The sequence below is a fragment of the Stutzerimonas stutzeri genome, assembly GCF_009789555.1.
In the GTDB taxonomy this organism is placed as follows: Bacteria; Pseudomonadota; Gammaproteobacteria; order Pseudomonadales; family Pseudomonadaceae; genus Stutzerimonas; species Stutzerimonas stutzeri_R.
This window is the reverse complement of sequence record NZ_CP046903.1, coordinates 110,491-130,429: the sequence shown is the minus strand read 5'-3', so window position 1 is coordinate 130,429 and position 19,939 is coordinate 110,491. Positions and strand designations below refer to the sequence as shown.

The window sequence follows — 19,939 nt, the reverse complement described above, 5'->3', positions numbered from 1 at the left end:
GCGCACAGCTTGCGCCAGAGCATCATGCCATCGCCTGGATGGGTTTCACAAGGGGTGCACACAAGATCCTGACCCACCGAGGTGGTATGGGCTCGGCTTCAGCGCACCCAAATCGCTTGCCCCACGGGACTGAAGATCTTGGGACGCGCTTCCCTAGATATCTGAGCAATTTCTGCCGCGTTGGTCACTCAGATATCGCCGCGCGCCCCTCGGATGAACTGAACTACTTGCAGGCACAGAGAGGGGATCACGATGAGTGCCAGCCCGCCGAGGATCGTCAAGGTGACCAAGCTCACGGCCCCGTAAAGGGCTGCCCACATGCCCCTTTCTATTTGGAGCGTCACCACTCGAACGATGCTGTCGAGATCCTTGCCTACGTCTGGCCCGTACACCCAGAACAGATCGATGGCCACAGCTACAGCTGCTGCAAACCCCACCAATACGATCAAGCCCCGCAAGCCGGATTTGATATCTGCCAGGCTCGGAATTGCGTGCATGCTGATGATTGTCGCCAATAGCACAGCACCTAACCCCACCGGGCCGGTCATGGCCTGAGCCCAGGCTGCGAGAGCGGTACCTACGACTACTCCGCCAAGCCACCCCACGATATGTCCTACGCCACTATCCGGCAGCTCAGCTGGCCCACGGTTGGCCAGCAGAAGCCCCACGATGACGGCTCCGGCGAGAAGCGGCGCAATGCCCTGCAAGGCCATCCCAAGCGCATGCTTCATTGAGTACGGCGAATAGCGGTACTCGACGAACCCTAGCGTGCCGGTGGCACTGTTCGGCTGATAGAACGCCATCTTCGTTATCCGCATACCAAACAGCACGCAGACCAATGCGTGAGACAGTTCGTGTACTGGCACCCCGATATAGCCCGTCAGCCGCGTCAGTTTGCGCGCACTGGGTGCAAGCCTGTGCATCATCAGATCCCAGATGGTTATGACCGATGCAGGCACCAGCAGCAGGGCAACAAATAGCTCAATCATGGAGGGATTCTCTACTTGCAGGCAGCCCTCTCTTCGCCGCTCTGTGTGCTCGAACGATGATCGTTTGAACGATGGAATTGATGACAAGGGTTCGTCGCGCGCGCGTCACGGCCACATACAGAAGGTTCAGCTCATCACCTACTTGCGAGGGGTCTACTCGTTCCTCATCGAAAATGTCCGGGAAATCTTCCTCCAGCAGCACTACATCCCATTCAAGGCCCTTAGCTCGATGCGCGGTGCTCAGCACCACGTCAGCTTCGGTGATGTCATCGACCGTGCATTGACGCAGCGATGAGATCAGCCGGGGGATGTCACCGTAGGTTTTCAGAATCCGCATGGTGCGAAGCATCTCGGGATCTTCACTCGCCTCAGCAGCGTCGGTGTATGCCTCGTATGACTTGAAGTGCTTGAGCCGATAGTCCTGGATCTGGCTGTGCTTGTTGGTCTTCAGGTAGTAGACATCTTCGAGCTGTGACAGATTGTAGGCCTCGATTCCGCCGTTCCAGAACACAGTGAGTCCGTTGGCTACGGAGTCGATGGCAGACATCAGCACACCTGTCACGGTGCGGTTCAGGATGGTGTACTGGCCGCGTATCCCGGACATTGAGGTCTGCACTCTGTCAGCCGGCCCTAGCCCAACCAGTGGGCGTGTCTCGCCCTGGAGCCGCAGAATGGCATTGGCAACGCCAGCGATCATCGGCCCGAAGCGGAACGAGTTGGTCAGGTACATCGCTTCGGCGCCCTGCTCGATCTGCTTATCCAGGGCGTTTTCCGCGCCGCGCCACCTGTAGATCTGCTGCAATTTATCCCCCACAAAAATCTTCTGCCCACGCTGGCCGGCGACTATGGCTCCAAGGACGGGGTTTGTATCTTGTGCCTCATCGAGCAGGATGCAGTCGTAGTCGAGCTGCGGATCGCTAAGCTGGTACAGCTTCAGGTATGCGTCATGCGCGCAGACAAAAGCGCTCTTCTCGTCGGTCATGGCCTCCCAGACTGCCCCCGCCCCGTTGAGTAGTTTTTCGATGCGTGAATCTCCGTATGCGTCTCGCTCTTCGTCCGAGAGAGCCGCGATGAAATGGCACATGCCAATTTCCGGTTCTGCACTGCTGGTGAAGTTGTTGAAGACGGCCATGACGTGCCGCACGAACCCCCAATCGCGTGTCGCAAGTAGCTTGGAGACATCGGTGAGCTTCGGATTGCCCAGCTTATGGGCGTACCGGGTGCCAAAGCGCGGCCATGCCAACTGATGGCCTGTCTTGCAGATCACGTTGTCAGGGAATCGGGCCATGGCCTCATCCTTGATGGCCTTGTTGTAAGCCAGGTACAGAATCTTGATCGACGTGTTGGCGTAGGCGAAGGCTTCGAGCGTTGCCGTTTTTCCGCAGCCGGCATACGCCTTCACAACGAGATATGGCCCGCGATAGTCGATGATCGGTTGTTGTTCGTGGGTCGGATTCACAGAGAAAAATTCGCCTGGAATTACTGGCAGCTGACCGCGACACGATCAGCACGGAGGACAAAGACGGCTTGAGCACTGAACAGCCAGAGCTTGATCAGCAGGATGAACAGATGGGGGCTTTCGAAGAGCAGCAGCAGGGCGAGTTCCACCGGCGCGGTGAACAGTATGAGAGCGATCATGGCTGCCGCGCTTCGCCGGCCGAGCACAACGTAGAACACACTGATCGCTATGCCGGTTACCAGAGCGGCTTGCCAGAACGCCAAGAACTCAACTTGATCGCCGGCGACCGGAAGCAGCGCAGTTACTCCGGCGACAAGGCTCGCGACGATGCCGAGTAGCAGCATGTGCGCGCCCCCCAGATCAAGCCCCGCGCCCCGATGGCGGAAAGTCAGAATCATCCAGGCGTGGCTCGCTAGGTCTGTGAAATGACCGGCGCCGGTGGTCTTGCCGCAAGAAATCGTGGACATGAAAAAGCCCCTTGGTGATTGCGGTATGGTCCCATACGCAGCCTCCACCAAAAGGGGCTAAAGCAGCACGATTGTTGTAGGTTTAGCCCTCCCCTCCCCCCAGAAGCTGCGCGCAGCGTCGGGACATCAGATCGCTCAACACCTCGGCATCATTGGCAGCATCCACGGGATCGCGCAACGACGCTGCTATCAGCGCATCACGCAGCCAGTGGCTGGTTTCAGGAGCCGTAATGACCGCCTGAATCTCTTCCTGGATGCTCATTTTCCCCCCTGATTGACGGCATCCTTGAATGCCTTGCCGGGGGTGAACTTCGGGGTCGTCGATGCGGCAATGGTGATCTTCGCGCCGGTCTGAGGATTGCGCCCATCGCGCTCAGGCCGGCTCACCGGCTCGAAAGCGCCGAAGCCGACCAGTACCACTTTGTCCCCTGCAGCCACGGTGTCCTGGATCGTCCCAATCATGGCGTTGAGCATTTCGTTTACAGCGGTTTGGCTGTGGCCTGCCCGCTCTGCAACGGCCTTTACCAGTTCCTGTCGAGTCATGCGGTATCTCCTGTGCTTGTTGGAATGCAGTTTTCTGTTTCGAGAGCCCATTGGCTCAGATTGCGATGCCCTGGCCCGACTCCACTTTTGGCCGTGCCTCGCTGTTCGGCGCGTGGCCGCGCGGCTCGATCCATTGGCAGTGACGTACCCCTGCATGGGTCTTGCAGCTGGGCAGGATGTAGACCGGGTCATGCCGAGATGAAGGGAAAATTCACTCACTTCGCTCGTAACGTGTTGATGCCAAGAGAATTTACCAAATAGACCGCACAGCCTCTGATCGTGGACTATCTTTTCTGACTCCTCAGAAAAGGAGTTCCTATGGCTTCATTAGAGCGTACGGCGTATCCCACTCTGCCAAAGGCGTATTCAAAAGCTGAGCTGCAGCGAGATTTTTCGTTCTCAGATGATGAGATTAAATGGGTACGAAGCAAGTCCAAGGCCCCTTTTCACCTCAATCTCGCCGTTCTCCTCAAGACCTTTCAGGTGCTCCGGTATTTTCCTGATATCACCGACGTACCTGATCAACTGGTGGATTTCATTCGCGGAGAGTTGGGTCAGCGTAGCAAGGTGAAACTCGCGGAATACAAGTGGTTCCAGCAATATCGCCACATGAACGCGATCCGAGTTCGCCTCGGTGTGACGAGGGTAGCGTATGTCGGCACGCCCAATGTATTCGAGCGTAGAATTCACCTATGGATCAAAAGGTTAGAGAGGAAGTGAGTGAAATTTTCCCTTATCTCGGCACGCACCCTAGTCCAGCCCCCTGTGTAATCCTCGATGTATGCACGGTCCTATGTGGGTGCTCTCCCTAGTTCCTTCCGTCTCGCCCGATACCAGCTTTCGACCCCTAGGGCCATTGCTCTTGGCAACACAACTGTAAAGAGCGCTACAAGTATAAGAGAACATCCGGCGAGCCATAGATAGCGCCCATTTATCAATCCTGAACCGCCTACCAAATATGAACCGTCAATAGCGCCAAGCAACATCAGCGGAACCATTGCCAACAATGCATAACCGAATAATGGGAGCCACCTCCAAACTAAGAACGAGGCGAGGAAGGACACGCGCATAGCCAGCGGCATTTTCTCCCAGTCCCGCGCAATCCGCCGCTTCCAAGCGTCGCCGTCTGCCTCAGACGAAGGTAGCGTTGATAGCCTTTCAAGGCTTGCTCGATTACTCATAGGTTTATCGTCCCCCTATGGGTTAACTACTTGACCACCCTTCAAAAATGACGACCACCATTGCTGATATTCGTCCGCATCGAACGTATGGTTAACAGTCGAACCATCAGCGAGCTTTAGACGAAACTCTCTTTGGCCATAAAGCATACCTTTATTTTCTACTTCCTCTGCCTCTAGGACCGCCAAATATTGATAGTGAGGAGAGTGGGACAGATGTTTTTTCCAGAGCATATTGAAGTCCTTAATCGCATATTGTTGTACGCGTGGCGCCAATCCGCACAACCGTTATCAGCACCGGAGCGCTGGGGAAACGGCTATCCGATACCTAATGCTCATCCTGACTCTCACAAAGTTTGAGGTTGGGGTTATCCAGCATCTCAGTTGTGAATACGTCGCCGGGTTTTTTGAGCATATAACCCTTCAATGTTTTCGTTTTCCGAGGTCCAAAGACCTCGCACGTCCAGATGTTATGTCCGTTGTTCTTCTTAACGTGAAGCTTCAGCTTTTCAAACGACTTTTGAACCTGCAGCCATGGCTGTCCTTCACCAGCCCTCGCGGAGAAGAGCGTCGGATGCTCCTGGGCATACCTTCTGAATATTTCAGGTGTCACTAGAAAAGCCGTGCCGTTAACGGTGTGAACCTTGGCTTTTGCATCATTGATAATGATCTTGTGGGTTCCTACACCCACTTTTAGCCAGTGCATGAAAAGGTGACCTAGCGTGTCGCCGATCGGGCCAGCGATGGTAGCGGTCGCGGCAGTGTCTGACTGAGCTTCGACCTCGGACGCCGCCGGCATCGCCGGGGCGGGTACCGAATTGGTCGGCGCGTCACGCATATCCATCAGATCCAGAAGGTAGTCTGTATCATCTACCTCATCGGGTTGCGGTCCATGGTCACTTGCGGGTTCGTCCCCTTGAGGCTCTGCCGCAACGGCATCGCCGCCCCCGGCAGTAAGGCTGGGCTTTTCCTCCTGCGCTTCGGAAGCTGCGGCAGGGGCTGCTTCTTCGTTGAGGACTTGCACCGAGCCGCCAAAAGGCTCCGGGCGGTCTTCGCCAGCTGCCCATATGAGTGAAGGTGAAACTCTCAAGAACGTGAATGCGTTCTTCCATCCCGTAGGGCTCAGGATTTCGGCATCCCAAATAGCTTTGCCAGCAGGATTCGCAACAATCAGGCCGTTATCCTGAAAGACATTGAAGAGAGTGGAGTTGCGGTCCGGAACACCCTCAATCCCTTGGCTGAGGAGGTGAGCACGCAGCCGATCCGAAACGGTCTTGCTGACCAGCCAGATCGCATCGGCCGTGATCCAGCCATCGGAAGCGTCTGGCTGATTCAACTTGAGCTCGTTCTTCACCAGGTAGCGCAGCCCATCGAGGAGCTGACGCTGAAGAGTGTTACGCGGTGCTGCCACAGCTCTGTCTGGATTGCCGCCAAGCTCATGGGCGACCGACGCCTGGTCAGACCTTACAACGATGTCCCCAAGAACCCCAGCGTGCTCAAACTGGCCAGCCAGTACGTACAGCAAAGCACCCCAGAGCTCTGGATACTGCGACAACCAATTCATCACCTCGGAAGGAATCACCCGCGTATACAACAGTCCTGCAGCAGCCCCATGCAGGTTGTACTGCCGCCCTTTCACATACTGAAACCGGTAATCCTCCTTCATCGGCCCGTCCCATGCGCGCCAGATCTCTCCGCTGCGAAGTTGGACTTTGACGTCGACCGCTACCTTGCCGATGTCGTGCAGGAGCGCTGCGAACACAACCGCCGCGGACCAAGCCTCGGACTGGGCCGACTGAACTTCTGGGGTGCTTCCGACCGGCAAGACGAAGGACTGACGCAGTTTTAGGGCATACGCGATGATTTCCAGGCCATGGTCGATCATGCCTCCCAAGTAGGCATGGTGATGATTCTCGGAAGCCGGCAACTGCTGGACGATTTCCGCGTACCGCTTGATAGGGTCGAGGTAGAGTTTGTTGAATTGCTCCCGGTTCACCGACGTACGGTGCCAAATGTTTTCGAGCAACAGCTGCCGACGCGGCGTGGCCAGAAGCTCATCCGCAGACTTGTAAGGGACGAAGCCATCAGCGCTTTTATGTACATTTTCGGCCGGGGCCGAGCGAATGAAGGGGATCCACGCCAGCATTCGACTACGCATAGCTGCGCTCCCAGCAGATAACGCTGTCCAGACTGATACTGCATAGACGGCACTGCCGAAGGCACGCTGCCGCCCCTTTGCCCTTTGGCCCTTTCACGAGTTATCTATCCCCTGAGGCAATTTCCAGAGCGGGTCGTTGTAACCCTTTCAGGGTAGGGCTTTTACCTTTGAAGCCCCATTCCATTAACCCCTTACCCTTTACGCTATTCCAACCTTTTACCTTTTCGCATAGTCGATCAACGGAAAAGATGATCTGGCCGACCACCCTATTTCTGAGCGCTTGAAATGGTGCAGCAGCGACCACCGTCAACGCATAAAAACGGCCCATACGAAAAAGCCCGCGTCGTGCGGGCTTCTTTCCTTTGGGATGTTCAGTGCTACTTAGCCGATTCGGGCGCCATCCTTGTAGAGGCCGAACCCTTCATTGCCTTCAAACAGCTCTGCTTCCGAGGAACTTGGCTGTGACACCAGATCCGCGACCGTCTCACCGGCCCCGATCTTGGAGATCACTCCTATTGCACACAGCATGAGCAAGGTTGGGACAAACAGGAAGTAGAGCAGCGTTGCTGCAACTGCTGCTCTAATGACGACTCGAATCGTGAGGGCGATCGATCTTGGCAGGTGACCCAGGAGACGCCCCTCGGCAGTGCCAAAACCCTGATAGGCGCGGCCAACAAACCCACCGATTCGCATCGCCGCTGACTGCTGTTTACCGGCCATAACTCCACCCTCACGTCAAGCTTTTTTCGCTAATGGTTTCAGAGTAGCGCTCTTGGCACTCAGTGGCAATTAATTAACGATAAAATACGTTATCGTTATATTTGAAGAGCGCCGGCGCCGATGAATTTGCGTCGGGAAGTGTGGGGTTGGGGGAGCAACGGAACAGAAAGTGCACTTAAGCTCAGTCGCTGCCCCGCAAACCCTTGCAACGTCTGGATAGTTTCGAAAAACGACCGTTTTATGAAACCGTTTCCGCTATCGCGAGGAAAGGTCACCAACACCCGAAAATCAGTGCAATAAACCTTTCTCACGAATCAAAGTTCGTTAATTCGCAGTCGCTGACGAGTAAAACGAACTCTAATTCGGCTTACGTTGGTTTTCAGTTCCATTGCTCCCCAACCCCCATATTCGAGCTCGCTGCTGCGATACGCCGGGTTGATATTGACCAGAATTGCGCCAACCTTGGCGCTGGCCAGTTGGGCAATGCACCACTGGGCGCAGTTCGGTGCCCAGATGCCGAGGCGTTCGCCGGGCTTGAGCCCGAGCATCAGCAGGGCCCGGGCCACGACCAGCACCTCGGCGGCCAGTTCGGCCCAGGTGTAGCGCAGGTTCTGGTGGCAGACCACCAGCGCCTCACGCTGCGGATAGGCGGCCACCGTGGCATCCAGGGCTTCGCCAATGGTCATGGCCAACAGGGACTTGTCCCGGGGGCCGCGGGTGTAGGACTCGATCATGCTGACTTCCCTTGTTGTTCTTGTTGGTCGCCATCAGCGGGCCGGTACCGGGGTGCCGGCCCGCTGGTTTTCTCAGGGGGCCTTTTTCTGGCGGGCCATATAGTCCTCGTACTCGCGGGACATCACGTACAGCTTGATCTGCTCCACGTCCGCAGGCTTGAGCGAGTCCTCGAAGGACGGCATGCCCGCAGGCTTGAGCAGCCCCTGCAACACGATCTGCTGGAAGTGCTCGCGGGTGGCATCGCTGGACTGGCGCAGGTCCGCAACCAGGCCGCCGCTGATGGTCCCCATGCCATGGCAGACGCTGCAGAACTGCCCGTACAACTGTTTACCCGGCGTGACATCGGCCGTGACGGCAGGCGGTACGCGATCACTCTTCGCGGCCGTCGGCGCTACCGCCGGCAACTGCGCCTTGCCATCCAGGGCGAAGACCAGCAGACGACTGCGGTTTTTCATGCCCGGCTGGTTCATCGATTCGCCGCCGGTCAGGGTAGCCACGCCGCCCCAGCCCGCCATGATCGCCACATACTGGCGCCCGTTCTGCTCGAAGGTCATGGGCGCGGCGACAATGCCGCTCTGCGCTTCGTAGCTCCACAGTGGTTCGCCCTTGTCCGCCGAATAGGCATGCATCTGTCCGGTCGCGGTGCCCTGGAAGACCAGGTTGCCGCCGGTGCTCAGGGTGCCGCCGTTCCAGTGGGTCGGATACGGCACCTTCCAGGCTTCCTTCTGTTTCACCGGGTCCCAGGCCAGCAAGGCACCGCTGACCACGGCCGACGGCACATCGGTGGCATCGGCAAAGCCGGCGCCGGTGTTGAATGCCTTGCGTGAGACGAAGTCCTTGCCTTCATTGCGATAGACCCCCGGCACTTCCTGGTAGGGAATATAGACCAGGCCGGTTTTCGGGCTGAACGACATCGAATGCCAGTTGTGGGCGCCAAAGGGGCTCGGCCACATCACGATCGGCTCTTTCTCGTAGCGCACGCCGGGCGCCTCCACCGGACGGCCGGTCTTGAGGTCGACACGCTCGGCCCAGGTGACCTTGCCGAATTTTTCGGCCGAAATCAGCTTGCCAGTGGTGCGATCCAGGACATAGAAGAAGCCGTTTTTTGGTGCCTGCATCAGCACCTTGCGCGGCTTGCCGTCGATTTCCAGCTCGGCCAGGGTGATCTGCTGGGTCGCGGTAAAGTCCCAGCTGTCGCCCGGGGTGACCTGGTAATGCCAGGCCAGCTTGCCGCTGTCAGGACGGATCGCCAGGATCGACGACAGGTACAGGTTGTCGCCACCGCCCGGGCTGCGGATCTCGCGGTTCCACGGCGAGCCGTTGCCGGTGCCGACATACAGCAGGTCCAGGTCCGGGTCGTAGGCCATGCTGTCCCACACCGTGCCACCGCCACCGAGTTTCCAGTACTGGTCGCCCTTCCAGGTCTTGGCCGCTTCGCGCAGTTCCGGGTGCTCGTAGGGCAGCGCGGGATCGCCCGGCACGGTGTAGAAGCGCCACACCATCTTGCCGCTCACGGCGTCATAGGCCGAGACAAAACCGCGCACGCCATATTCGGCGCCGCCGTTGCCGATAATCACCTTGCCCTTCACCACGCGCGGTGCGCCGGTGATGCTGTAGGGCTTGCTCGGATCGGTGGTCTGCTGGCTCCAGAGTTCCTTGCCGGTCTTGGCATCCAGGGCGATCAGCCGGCCGTCCAGGGTGCCGACATAGACATTGCCGCCCCACAGCGCCACGCCCCGGTTGACCGCGTCGCAGCAGGAGGTGCGCGCCTTGACCCGCTCGACCTGCGGGTCGTAGCTCCACAGTTCCTTGCCGCTGACCGCGTCCACGGCGATCACCCGGCTCCAGGACATCGAGGTGTAGATCACCCCGTCGTGGAACAGCGGGGTCGATTCAAGGCCCCGGGTATTGTCCAGGTCCTTGTACCAGGCCAGGCCAAGGCCCTTGACGTTGCCGGCGTTGATTTGCTCCAGCGGGCTGTAGCGCTGTTCGGAATAGGTGCGGCCATGGCTGAGCCATTGCCCGCCCTCGTGTTCGGTGGCGCGGATCGCCGCTTCGTCCACCGCCGCGGCCAGCAACGGCATGGGCACGGCGAGGCACATCAGCAGCACGCAGCTGCGCAGGGAACTGGGGAAAGACAGAGTATTGAACATTGCAAGGCTTCCTCGGTGAACGCTGGGGGCGCGGATCAGAAAATCTGCATCAGGCGGAGGTTGATGCGATCACCCTCCCTGAAACCGTTTTCCACCGATTGGTCGCGGCCATAGTTGACCAGCAGTTGGGTCTTGGGCGCGACAAACCAGCCGGCGCCGACCGTGAACTTCTGGGTCTTGGGTTCATCGCGCTGATCCAGGCCATCGAGACGGGTCTCACCGCCCCAGAGCCGCGAGTAGCCGACGCGCACATCGAAGGTCGGGGTGACCTGATAGCGCAGGAACGCCTGGCCCTGGTACAGGGCCGACTGGCGCAGGGTCAGGCCGGCTGCCGTGGCGTCGTCGTTCTTGCCGAACCAGGTGACGTCCCCCACCAGATCGAGCCACCACTTGTCGCCCAGGCCCTGGATATAGCCGGCCTGAAGCGCGAATTTCCAGCGGTTCTCGCCAATGTTCAGCGCATCGTCGCGGTCGTAGCGACCGGTGGGCACATAGAGGAACGGCGTAATGCCGAAGTAGGTTTTCTCGGCGGGTTGCTCCACCAGCCAGATGGTCGACGCCAGGATCAGGTCGCCGATGCCGCCATCACTTTTGCCCAGCCCCTTGGTGTCGCGCTTGCCTTCCAGTTGGCCGAACGGCAGGAGAAATTGCGGGTCGATGGTGAAGCCGCCAAGCTTCATGAAGTGCACGCCCCGCAGGATGCCGATATCCGAATCGAGCCCGGCGCGCAGGGGTTGCTTGTGGCCGTCGGCATAGAGCGAGCGGCGTTCGGCGTGCTGGTAATAGACCATGCCCAGGGTGGTGCCTTCGGGCAGCGCGGTGTAGTCGCCGGCATCGACGTCGACGGCCTGAGCCTGGCCCGCGAGGCCGGCAGCCAGGGCCAGGGTGCAGGCCTGCAACAGTGTGGCGAGGGGGCGGCGCCGCACAGGGAGCGCGGGCACGGTTGACAGTGTGGTCTTGCTCATCGTGTCACCTGTTTATTGTTTTTGTGGATGAGCCACCCAGTGGGCAGCACTCAGGCAATAGCAGGCTTCATGCCAATAAAATTAATCCTTTTATATCAGCTACTTAATCAATATCCCCAGTAACCGGCCGGATGGGCAGTGGCCGGCGCAATGGCGGCGAAGGCCCGATTTACCGAGGCTTTGGCGCCGTCTCGGGGCTGTCTCAGCTGTCTCATCGCGATTCTCATCATGCGAGACAAACGGCCTCGGTAAAAGCCTTCAAACCCCTGAAAAACAAGTACTTTGGTACTGGTTTGAAGCTGGCATAGGGGTTGCCGAGGCAAAGCGTCACTTTCAATAAGAAGAGAGCCACTCCATGTCCCATGCCTTCCCGATTCACCCGGATACCCAAGCGTTCCTCGACCGTCAGCACCGCATGCTGATCGGCGCCGACTGGTGCGCCGCCAGCGATGGCGCGACCCTGCAACTGGTCAACCCGGCCAATGGCCAGGCCCTGGCCCAGGTGCCTGCCGCCACCGCCCAGGACGTCGACCGTGCCGTGCGCGCGGCACGCCAGGCCTTCGACGATTCGCCGTGGAGCCGGATGCGCCCGCGCGAGCGGCAGAACCTGCTGTGGAAACTCGCCGACCTGATCGAGCGGGACGCCCAGGTGCTGGCCGAGCTGGAATGCCTGAACAACGGCAAGAGCGCCCAGGTCGCCCGGGCCATGGATGTGCAGATGGCCATCGATTCCCTGCGCTATATGGCCGGCTGGGCCACCAAGATCGAAGGCAGCACCCTGGAGCCTTCCGTGCCGTTGTTCGATGGCCAGTTCCATGCCTTTGTGCGCCGTGAAGCGGTGGGCGTGGTCGGCGCCATCGTCGCCTGGAACTTCCCGCTGCTGCTGGCCTGCTGGAAGCTCGGCCCGGCCCTGGCCACCGGCTGCAGCGTGGTTCTCAAGCCGGCCGATGAAACGCCGCTCAGTGCCCTCAAGCTGGCCGAACTGGTGCTCGAAGCCGGCTACCCGGCGGGCGTGCTCAACGTGGTGACCGGGGTCGGCGCAGTGGCCGGTGCGGCGCTGTCGGCCCATCCGCAGCTGGACAAAGTGACCTTTACCGGCTCCACCGAAGTCGGCAAGTTAATCGGCAAGGCCGCCATGGACTCCATGACCCGGGTGACCCTGGAACTGGGCGGCAAGTCGCCGACCATCGTGCTCGCCGACGCCGATCTGGACACGGCCGCGGCCGGCGCCGCCAGTGCGATTTTCTTCAACCAGGGCCAGGTCTGCTGTGCCGGGTCGCGCCTGTATGTGCAGCGCAAGCACTTCGACCGGGTCGTTGCCGATATTGCCGGGATCGCCAACCGCATGAAGCTGGGCAATGGCCTGGACCCCAGTGTCGATATGGGGCCGCTGATCTCGGCCAAGCAGCAAGCGCGGGTTTCGCGCTATATCGACATGGGCCGGGAGATGGGCGCGCACCTGGCGTGTGGCGGTGAACACTACGGGCCGGGTTACTTTGTCCAGCCGACGGTGATCGCCGATGTCGACCAGCAATGCTCGCTGGTCCAGGAGGAAATCTTCGGCCCGGTGCTGGTGGCGATTCCCTTCGACGATGTGGAGGACGCGATTCGCCTGGCCAATGACAGCACCTACGGGCTGGGCGCCAGTATCTGGTCCAACGACCTGGGCCAGGTGCATCGGATGATCCCGCGCATCAAGTCCGGTTCGGTCTGGGTCAACTGCCACAGCGCCCTTGATCCGGCGCTGCCGTTTGGTGGCTACAAGCTGTCCGGCGTCGGCCGGGAGATGGGCGCCGCCGCCATCGAGCACTACACCGAGCTCAAGTCGGTGCTGATCAAGCTCTGAGGTACGCCGACGCGCCCCAGCCAATCCGGGGCGCGCCGTTGTTATTGCTTGAGCTTGCGGTACAGGGTCGCCCGGCTGATCCCCAGCGCGCGGGCGGCCGCCATCACATCGCCCTGATGCCGATCCAGCGCCTGCTGGATCGTCGCCGCGCCCTGCCCGGATCCGTCCTGGCGCGTACCCAGCGCGGGCTCGCGCAAATCATCGAGGGTGCAATCGGGCAGATGTTCGAGGGTCAACAGCGTTTCACCTTCGTCACGCATGGCCATGGCGGTGCGCAGCAACATTTCCAGCTGGCGGATATTGCCCGGCCAGTGGTATTGGCTCAGCAGCTCGTTCAAGGCCTCATCGAGGCGAATGCCCTCGCCGCCCATACCTGACAACAGTTGGCGACACAGGGCTGGCAGATCGTCACGCTCGCGCAGCGGCGGCAATTGCACGCACAGGCCATTGACCCGGTAATAGAGGTCTTCGCGAAAGCGCTGGGCCTGGACTTCCTGCTTCAGGTCGCGGTGGGTCGCGCAGATCAGCGCGATATCCAGCGCCTGCTCTTCGCCACCGCCCAGGGGCGCGACCTTGCGTTCCTGCAACACGCGCAACAGGCGGGCCTGCAACGCCAGGGGCATATCGCCGATTTCATCGAGAAACAGCGTGCCGCCATGGGCCTGGACCAGACGCCCGACCATGCCGCCACGGCGCGAGCCGGTAAAGGCACCTTCGCGATAGCCAAACAGTTCGGATTCGATCAGCCCCTCGGGAATGGCCGCACAGTTGACCGCGACAAAGGCCTTGTCCGCACGGCTGCTGGTGTCGTGCAGGGCCTGGGCCACACGCTCCTTACCCGTACCGGTCTCGCCCTGGAGCATGATGGGCAAGGCATTGCGCAAACCGCGCCGCGCCATACCCAGGCTGCGGGCAAAACGCAGGTTGCCGCCGGCCAGGGCCAGCAGGCGGTCTTCATCGGTTGTGCGCTCGCGGGCGACCGGCGGGCGCTGCGCAATTTCGTGCACCAGCAAGCGCAACGGCGCTTGCAATGCGCGATAGAACAGTTCGCCACGGGGGCTTTGCAGGCTGGCGGTGGCGCCCTGGGACAAGCGTGCGAGTTGATTCGCCTCGTCGCCCAGCAAGGCCTGGATCGTCTTGCCCAGCAGCGCTTCGCGGGGCTGGCGCAACAAGGCGCAGGCATGCTCGTTGGCGGCCAGCAGCTCGCCGTCAGCGCCAATCGCCAGCAGGCCCTGCCAGGAGGATTCGAGGTATTCACGACGGGGGTGGAAGGCCAGGATCAACTGGCGCGGATAGCAGGCGCTGAACAGCCGGCTTTCGATCTGGCTGGCACTCAGGGCCAGCAGCGACAGGCTGTCATGGGGCTGGCGATTGTGGCCCTGGCGGGTCAGGTCGAGCACGCCCTGCACCCGACCGGCCGGATCGCGGATAGGCACCGAGGTACAGCAGAACGGGCTGAGACGGTCGAGAAAATGCTCGTTGTAGTCGATCACCATCGGCCGCACTTCCACCAGCGCCGTGCCCAGGGCATTGGTGCCGCGCGAGGCCTCGCTCCAGCAGACGCCGGGGGCGATATCGCGCAATTCGCGCTGCGCCAGGGCCTTGTGCCCTTCCACGGCGACGATGGTCGCCTGGGCATTGGCCAGGATCACCAGGCTGTCGCCGTGGGTCTTGCCGAACTGCGCCGCCAGTTGCTCCATGATCGGCGTGGCCGCGTCGATAAAGGGCCGGTTGCTTTCATAAATCCGCGAATGGCTGGTGCGCGGCGTATCGCAGCCATCGCCCAGGCGGCGGCCATGGCCGAGGCTACGGCGCCAGGACGCGTCGATTTCATCGCGCAACAGCCCATCGGGAATCACGCCTTCCTGGCGGACGATACTGCGTACATCGAGGAATTCACGCAAAACAGCTTCGTTTCTTATTTTTGTCTGCATGCCAACTCCAGCACTCACCTACGGGCGTCAGGCAGCGGCCCGTCAGGAACACACCCGCCACATAAACATGCAGCCGGCGCCAGGGCAATGACCGACGAGTCACAATCGAACGCTTTCGTCATCGACCCTTACGCTTACGTCAAGGTAAGACAGATCGCCAGCCGATACAAGCCACCTGCTGCGCCGACAGCCCGAGGCCCCGACCCGCCCTGAAACGCCCGTAAAAACGACCGCCAACCCTGCCGCACATATAACCTAATGGAATTTATTTTCCATATTTTATTCTTTCTACTGCTATGAAATTCCAGTCATAGTTTCCCCACTGCCCTCGGCAGGGCGTACCCCTATACCCAGGTCGCCGGTTGCACACTCACTGCCTGCCACCCTTCGCTCCCTGCGGCGCAGCAGCTTCTTGCGTGATTCGCCATGGCTACTTCCCACGTTGCCGACCGCGAGCTGGTCGGCCAGCTGTTCAAACTCAACTATGACTGGCTGCGGGCGCGCGTACGCGCACGCCTGGGCTGCCCCCACGATGCCGACGACATTGCCGCGGAAACCTTTGCCCGCGTGCTGGCCCTGCCGGATCCCAGCGCCGTGCGCGAGCCCCGGGCGCTGCTGACCACCATCGCCCAGCACCTGATCTATGAAGGCTGGCGCCGACGTGATCTGGAAAAGGCCTACCTGCGCGCCCTGCATGATGTACCGGAGCAACAGCAGCCGGCCCCCGAGGAACACCTGATGCTGATCGAAAGCCTGCTGGCCATCGACAAGCTGCTCGACGGCCTGTCGAGCCAGGGCAAGGCGGTGTTTGTGCTTAGCCAGCTCGAAGGGCTGACCTATACCGGCATCGGCGAGCGCCTGGGGCTGTCCCTGGGCAGCGTGCATCGGCATATGAGCGATGCCCTGCGCTGCTGCTACCGGGTCTTTGGCGCATGAAGCGCAACGCCAGCACGGTGCTGGACGATGCAGTCGCCGAAGCGGCCATTTTGTGGATGGTGCGGTTGCAGTCCGGGGAAGTCAGTGCTGCCGAGCAGCAGGCCTTCGACGCCTGGCAGGCCGCCGATCCGCGCCACGCCAGCGCATTCGAGCGGCTGGCCGGGGGCCTGGCGATCGCGCGCCGGTCACCCTGGCAGGGACGCCCCAGCGGACCGATGCTGCAAGCGCTCGAAGCCCCTTCGAGCCGCCGTAGCTTTATGCGCAACAGCCTGGCCCTCGGCGGGCTGGCGCTGTCGGTTGGCCTGCTGGCACGTGCCGGGCTGTTGCCCTGGTCCCTGCCCGGTGATCTGCAGACCGGCACCGCCCAGCGCCGCGACTGGCAACTGGCCGATGGCAGCCGCCTGCAACTCAATGCCCGCAGCCGGGTGGCCACCGCGTTCTCGACGCAACGCCGCGACCTGCGGTTGTATCAGGGCGAGCTGGTGCTGGAGCTGGCCGCCGACCCGACGCGCACGTTCCACCTCAGCTCACAGCAGGGCCTGGTCAGCGCCAGCAGCGGACGTCTGTTGCTGCGCCAGCAAGGCGACTCGACCCGCCTGATCACCCTCAGCGGCGCCGCTCGACTGACCCCGGCCAATGGCGTGCAGCAGATTATCGAACCGCGGCGCAGCGTGCTCTTCGACCAGACCTCGATCCTCCAACAGGCGCCCATGAGCCGCCGCGATACGGCCTGGCTCGACGGCTGGATCGAGGCACGCAACGAGCCTCTGGCGCAGATCATCGAAACCGTGCGCGCCTACCGGCGCGGCATTGTGCGCCTGGATGCCAGCCTGGCGAACCTGGCCGTCAGCGGCCTGTACCCGCTGGACAACAGTGACCAGACCCTGGAAATGCTCCAGCAGCAACTGCCGATCCGGGTCACGCGCTACAGCCCCTACTGGATCGAAATCGAGCGCGCCTGAGCGGTTCTATCCATAGGCCCAAACGGTCTAGGGCGGCGTGGAAAATTCAGCCCGCTCATTGCTCATGGTGAATAACTCCACCCTGAAACAGTGAATTTTCCATGCCGACCCCAGCCCGCCACTTCGCCCTTGTTCCCCTTGCCTACGCGCTGCTGGCCGCCACTGCCGCGTTGCCGGAGCGCGCCCATGCCGGCGACACCCCGGTCGTGCATTCGCTCGAATCGTTCTCGATTGCCGCCGGCCCGCTGGCCGATACCCTGCTGGCCATCTCGCGTCAGACCCATACGCCGATTTCCTTCGACCAGGCGGCCCTCGACGGTTTGACCAGTGCGCCCATCGAAGGGCAGCTGAGCCGCGACCAGGCCATCGACCACGCCTTGCAGCGCAGCGGCCTGCGCGCCCACTACACCGCCAGTGGCGCCATCGTGATCAGCCAGGACAGCAGCGGCGCCAGCGCCCGTCCCAAGCCCGCAGCCCAGCACAACCGTAGCGCAACGCCTGCGGGCGGCGCCGATCCGGTACTGGCCACCGTCGTCACCCTGGGCACGCGTCGCCAGGATGTCACGGCCCTGCAAAGCCTCGCGCCGGTGGAGCTGATTACCCCCGAGCAGATCACCCGCACCGGCGCCGTGACCCTGAACCAGGCCCTGAGCCAACTGGTGCCCTCCTTCAACTTCCCCCAGGGCCAGAACGCCTCCAAGGGCACCAGCGCCGTGCGCGCCGCCTCGCTGCGCGGGCTGAGCCCGGCCTATACGCTGATCCTGGTCAACGGCAAGCGGCGCAACCCGACCGGACGCCTGTCCGGTGTCGATCCATGGGGCGCCGACCAATTGGTGGAGCTGAACAATATCCCCATCAGCGCCATCGAGCGGGTCGAAGTCCTGCGTGATGGCGCCTCGGCGCAATACGGCTCCGATGCCATCGCCGGGGTGCTGAATATCGTGCTCAAGGAGCGCGACAGCGGCGGCGGTTTCCAGACCCGCTACGGGCAATACAAGGAAGGCGACGGCGAAACCCGCAACGCCAGCGGCTGGTGGGGCACCAGCCTGCCCGGCGATGGTTTCCTGACCCTGAGCGCCGATGGCCTGAGCAACAACCCGGTGGACCGCAGCGGCACCGACCATCAATACGTCAACGCCGGCCCCGCCGGTGACCTGCGCACCGGGCGCTGGGGCCAGGGCGGCCGTCAACAGGGTTCGGTGCTGGCCAACGGCGAGCTGGGCTTCAACGACGAGACCCGCGGCTACGCCACGCTCAACTACGGCTACACGGAAAACTTCAACGACATCAACCCCAACTTCAGCCGCTCCAAGGACAATATCCTCGCCGTCTACCCCAACGGTTTCCAGCCGCGCACCCGGGAGAAGCGCTTCGACCTGTCCTCCGTGGTGGGGGTCAAGTACAGCGAGGCGCAACTGGGCAACTTCGACCTGTCGCTGTCCTACGGCAAAAACGAGGTCAAGGGTTACCTGGAGAACAGCCTGAGCCCCAGCTACGGCCTGGCCAGCGCCACCCACTTCGCCCTGGGCGCAACCGAAAGCAAGACCACCAATCTGACGCTGGACTGGGACCGCGAGCTGAATTTCAACTGGGCACCCTCGCCCTGGACCCTGTCCGCCGGCACCGCGTATCGCCATGAATACTTCGCCATCGACGAGATCGGCGACGAGCAATCCTGGAATTACGGCGGCGGCCTGATTCCCGCCGGCCAGCTCAATGCCGGGCAACCGGCACGCTTCGGCGCGGTGGACCTGGCGGGGATCAACCCCGATGACCTGGGCAGCCAGTCGCGCAATGTCTACAGCCTCTATGGCGGGTTGGAGGGGCATCTCACCGATAACCTGGAGCTGGGCACCGCGCTGCGCGCCGAGCATTACTCGGACTTCGGCGCCACGGTCAATGGCAAGCTCTCGGCGCGCTACACCTTTACCCCGGCGTTTGCCGTGCGCTCGACCTTCAGCACCGGCTACCGCGCCCCGAGCCTGGGCCAGTTGGCGACGCAGACCACCACCTACACCGGCAGCTGGAGCTTCGACGGCGGCCAGGCGGCGCCCGGGCGTACCCGCCTGTTCCGTCCCGGGGACTCAGCGGTCGCCGCCTTTGGCGCCAAGGACCTGGACCCGGTCAAGGCCCGCAACTACTCCCTGGGTTTTGTCTGGACCCCTACCGAGCGCACCTCGCTGACCGTGGACGCCTACCGGATCAATATCGAGGGCAATATCCTCGCCACCTCGGTGCTGCAGGACCCGGCCGACAACAGCTCCACCGCTGTGCGCGACCTGCTGGCCCAGGCCGGCCTGAGCAATTTCTCCGGTGCCTCGTTCTATACCAATGGCTACGACACCCGGACCAAGGGTATCGACGCCCTGCTCAAGCACCGCCTCGACCTGCAGCGCTTCGGCAAGCTGGAACTGGGTGCCGGGGCCAGCGTGACCGACACCAAAGTCAGCAACGTCAAGCAGGGCACCGTCCTGACCCGCACCGGCACCACCCTGTTCAACCGCGATGTGCTGCGCAACCCGGAAAACGGCACGCCGGAAAACAAGCTGATCCTCTCGAGTGACTACACCTATGGCGACGTGGGCGTAAACGTGCAGGCCACACGCTTTGGCGAGTACACCTACAACCACCCGACCCTCGCCAGCCGCGACCAGACCTTTAGCGCCCAATGGGTGGTGGACCTGGACGTGCGCTACCAGTTGACCCGTGAACTGGGGGTGAACGCCGGGGCCAATAACCTGTTCGACACCTACCCGGAGAAATTCAAGTCCTTCAACCAGGTCAACGGCATCAACCGCTACGGCTTTATCGCCCCGGCGGGCGCCTCCGGGGCCTTCTATTACGTCGGCCTGAACTATCAGTTCTGAGACGTACCAGTTCTAAGACGGAGCGCA

Annotated in this window: 15 protein-coding genes and 2 pseudogenes; 5 read left to right on the top strand and 12 right to left on the bottom strand. The window is 61.4% G+C overall.

Annotated features, from left to right (window positions below; translation table 11 throughout):
- Positions 1-188 precede the first annotated feature (188 nt).
- The 5 genes from GQA94_RS22570 to GQA94_RS22550 all read right to left on the bottom strand — a co-directional run bounded on the left by GQA94_RS22570 (position 189) and on the right by GQA94_RS22550 (position 3,509).
- Positions 189-989 (bottom strand): hypothetical protein, encoded by an 801-nt coding sequence (locus tag GQA94_RS22570; RefSeq protein WP_019406500.1) that lies wholly within the window; start codon positions 987-989, stop codon positions 189-191.
- Positions 982-2,448: a 3'-5' exonuclease gene (locus GQA94_RS22565; RefSeq protein ID WP_019406501.1), complete on the bottom strand. Its 1,467-nt coding sequence runs from the start codon at positions 2,446-2,448 to the stop codon at positions 982-984. Before GQA94_RS22565 ends, GQA94_RS22570 begins: the two co-directional genes overlap by 8 nt.
- Positions 2,449-2,468: 20 nt before the next feature.
- Positions 2,469-2,846, bottom strand: coding sequence for a hypothetical protein (locus tag GQA94_RS22560; protein ID WP_019406502.1), 378 nt, complete (start codon positions 2,844-2,846; stop codon positions 2,469-2,471).
- A gap of 151 nt (positions 2,847-2,997) precedes the next feature.
- On the bottom strand, positions 2,998-3,177 hold the full coding sequence (locus GQA94_RS22555) for a hypothetical protein (RefSeq protein WP_019406503.1): 180 nt from the start codon (positions 3,175-3,177) through the stop codon (positions 2,998-3,000).
- Positions 3,174-3,509, bottom strand: coding sequence for an HU family DNA-binding protein (locus tag GQA94_RS22550; RefSeq protein ID WP_158190223.1), 336 nt, complete (start codon positions 3,507-3,509; stop codon positions 3,174-3,176). The genes GQA94_RS22555 and GQA94_RS22550 overlap by 4 nt, the downstream gene beginning before the upstream one ends.
- A gap of 267 nt (positions 3,510-3,776) precedes the next feature.
- Between GQA94_RS22550 and GQA94_RS22545 the strand changes: the two are divergent.
- Positions 3,777-4,100: pseudogene (locus tag GQA94_RS22545) on the top strand (DUF4158 domain-containing protein); the annotation flags it as partial.
- Positions 4,101-4,654: 554 nt separating this feature from the next.
- Here GQA94_RS22545 and GQA94_RS22540 read toward each other — a convergent pair.
- The 6 genes and pseudogenes from GQA94_RS22540 to GQA94_RS22515 all read right to left on the bottom strand — a co-directional run bounded on the left by GQA94_RS22540 (position 4,655) and on the right by GQA94_RS22515 (position 11,367).
- The gene (locus tag GQA94_RS22540; protein ID WP_144419321.1) at positions 4,655-4,870 is read right to left on the bottom strand and encodes a hypothetical protein; all 216 of its coding nucleotides are present in this window, start codon (positions 4,868-4,870) and stop codon (positions 4,655-4,657) included.
- 94 nt (positions 4,871-4,964) lie between these two features.
- Positions 4,965-6,794 (bottom strand): MobH family relaxase, encoded by a 1,830-nt coding sequence (gene mobH / locus GQA94_RS22535; protein WP_126588709.1) that lies wholly within the window; start codon positions 6,792-6,794, stop codon positions 4,965-4,967.
- Positions 6,795-7,175: 381 nt separating this feature from the next.
- Entirely contained in the window at positions 7,176-7,514 is a 339-nt protein-coding gene (locus tag GQA94_RS22530; RefSeq protein WP_047882737.1) for a DUF3742 family protein, read from the bottom strand.
- Between the two features lie 404 nt (positions 7,515-7,918).
- Positions 7,919-8,248, bottom strand: a pseudogene (locus GQA94_RS22525) (AMP-binding protein); the annotation flags it as partial.
- Between the two features lie 72 nt (positions 8,249-8,320).
- Positions 8,321-10,351 (bottom strand): PQQ-dependent dehydrogenase, methanol/ethanol family, encoded by a 2,031-nt coding sequence (locus GQA94_RS22520; RefSeq protein WP_047882977.1) that lies wholly within the window; start codon positions 10,349-10,351, stop codon positions 8,321-8,323.
- 86 nt (positions 10,352-10,437) lie between these two features.
- The gene (locus tag GQA94_RS22515) at positions 10,438-11,367 is read right to left on the bottom strand and encodes a transporter (protein ID WP_082136209.1); all 930 of its coding nucleotides are present in this window, start codon (positions 11,365-11,367) and stop codon (positions 10,438-10,440) included.
- Between the two features lie 355 nt (positions 11,368-11,722).
- Here GQA94_RS22515 and GQA94_RS22510 point away from each other — a divergent pair, with 355 nt between their 5' ends.
- Positions 11,723-13,213, top strand: coding sequence for an aldehyde dehydrogenase family protein (locus tag GQA94_RS22510; RefSeq protein WP_047882962.1), 1,491 nt, complete (start codon positions 11,723-11,725; stop codon positions 13,211-13,213).
- A gap of 41 nt (positions 13,214-13,254) precedes the next feature.
- Here GQA94_RS22510 and GQA94_RS22505 read toward each other — a convergent pair whose 3' ends face one another.
- Positions 13,255-15,147 (bottom strand): sigma-54-dependent Fis family transcriptional regulator, encoded by a 1,893-nt coding sequence (locus GQA94_RS22505; protein ID WP_158190222.1) that lies wholly within the window; start codon positions 15,145-15,147, stop codon positions 13,255-13,257.
- 426 nt (positions 15,148-15,573) lie between these two features.
- Between GQA94_RS22505 and GQA94_RS22500 the strand changes: the two genes are divergently transcribed.
- The 3 genes from GQA94_RS22500 to GQA94_RS22490 all read left to right on the top strand — a co-directional run bounded on the left by GQA94_RS22500 (position 15,574) and on the right by GQA94_RS22490 (position 19,912).
- Positions 15,574-16,083: a sigma-70 family RNA polymerase sigma factor gene (locus tag GQA94_RS22500; RefSeq protein WP_047882961.1), complete on the top strand. Its 510-nt coding sequence runs from the start codon at positions 15,574-15,576 to the stop codon at positions 16,081-16,083.
- Positions 16,080-17,045, top strand: a complete 966-nt coding sequence (locus tag GQA94_RS22495; protein WP_047882960.1) for a FecR family protein — start codon at positions 16,080-16,082, stop codon at positions 17,043-17,045. Before GQA94_RS22500 ends, GQA94_RS22495 begins: the two co-directional genes overlap by 4 nt.
- Positions 17,046-17,146: 101 nt before the next feature.
- Positions 17,147-19,912 (top strand): TonB-dependent receptor, encoded by a 2,766-nt coding sequence (locus GQA94_RS22490; RefSeq protein WP_053060113.1) that lies wholly within the window; start codon positions 17,147-17,149, stop codon positions 19,910-19,912.
- The last annotated feature ends 27 nt before the right edge of the window (positions 19,913-19,939 follow it).

Coding starts and splice junctions, on each gene's coding strand:
- GQA94_RS22570 (WP_019406500.1), bottom strand. CDS start 989: ATGATTGAGCTATTTGTTGCCCTGCTGCTGGTGCCTGCATCGGTCATA.
- GQA94_RS22560 (WP_019406502.1), bottom strand. CDS start 2,846: ATGATTCTGACTTTCCGCCATCGGGGCGCGGGGCTTGATCTGGGGGGC.
- GQA94_RS22555 (WP_019406503.1), bottom strand. CDS start 3,177: ATGAGCATCCAGGAAGAGATTCAGGCGGTCATTACGGCTCCTGAAACC.
- GQA94_RS22550 (WP_158190223.1), bottom strand. CDS start 3,509: ATGGGCTCTCGAAACAGAAAACTGCATTCCAACAAGCACAGGAGATAC.
- GQA94_RS22540 (WP_144419321.1), bottom strand. CDS start 4,870: ATGCTCTGGAAAAAACATCTGTCCCACTCTCCTCACTATCAATATTTG.
- mobH (WP_126588709.1), bottom strand. CDS start 6,794: ATGCGTAGTCGAATGCTGGCGTGGATCCCCTTCATTCGCTCGGCCCCG.
- GQA94_RS22530 (WP_047882737.1), bottom strand. CDS start 7,514: ATGGCCGGTAAACAGCAGTCAGCGGCGATGCGAATCGGTGGGTTTGTT.
- GQA94_RS22520 (WP_047882977.1), bottom strand. CDS start 10,351: ATGTGCCTCGCCGTGCCCATGCCGTTGCTGGCCGCGGCGGTGGACGAA.
- GQA94_RS22515 (WP_082136209.1), bottom strand. CDS start 11,367: ATGAGCAAGACCACACTGTCAACCGTGCCCGCGCTCCCTGTGCGGCGC.
- GQA94_RS22510 (WP_047882962.1), top strand. CDS start 11,723: ATGTCCCATGCCTTCCCGATTCACCCGGATACCCAAGCGTTCCTCGAC.
- GQA94_RS22505 (WP_158190222.1), bottom strand. CDS start 15,147: ATGCAGACAAAAATAAGAAACGAAGCTGTTTTGCGTGAATTCCTCGAT.
- GQA94_RS22500 (WP_047882961.1), top strand. CDS start 15,574: ATGGCTACTTCCCACGTTGCCGACCGCGAGCTGGTCGGCCAGCTGTTC.
- GQA94_RS22495 (WP_047882960.1), top strand. CDS start 16,080: ATGAAGCGCAACGCCAGCACGGTGCTGGACGATGCAGTCGCCGAAGCG.
- GQA94_RS22490 (WP_053060113.1), top strand. CDS start 17,147: ATGCCGACCCCAGCCCGCCACTTCGCCCTTGTTCCCCTTGCCTACGCG.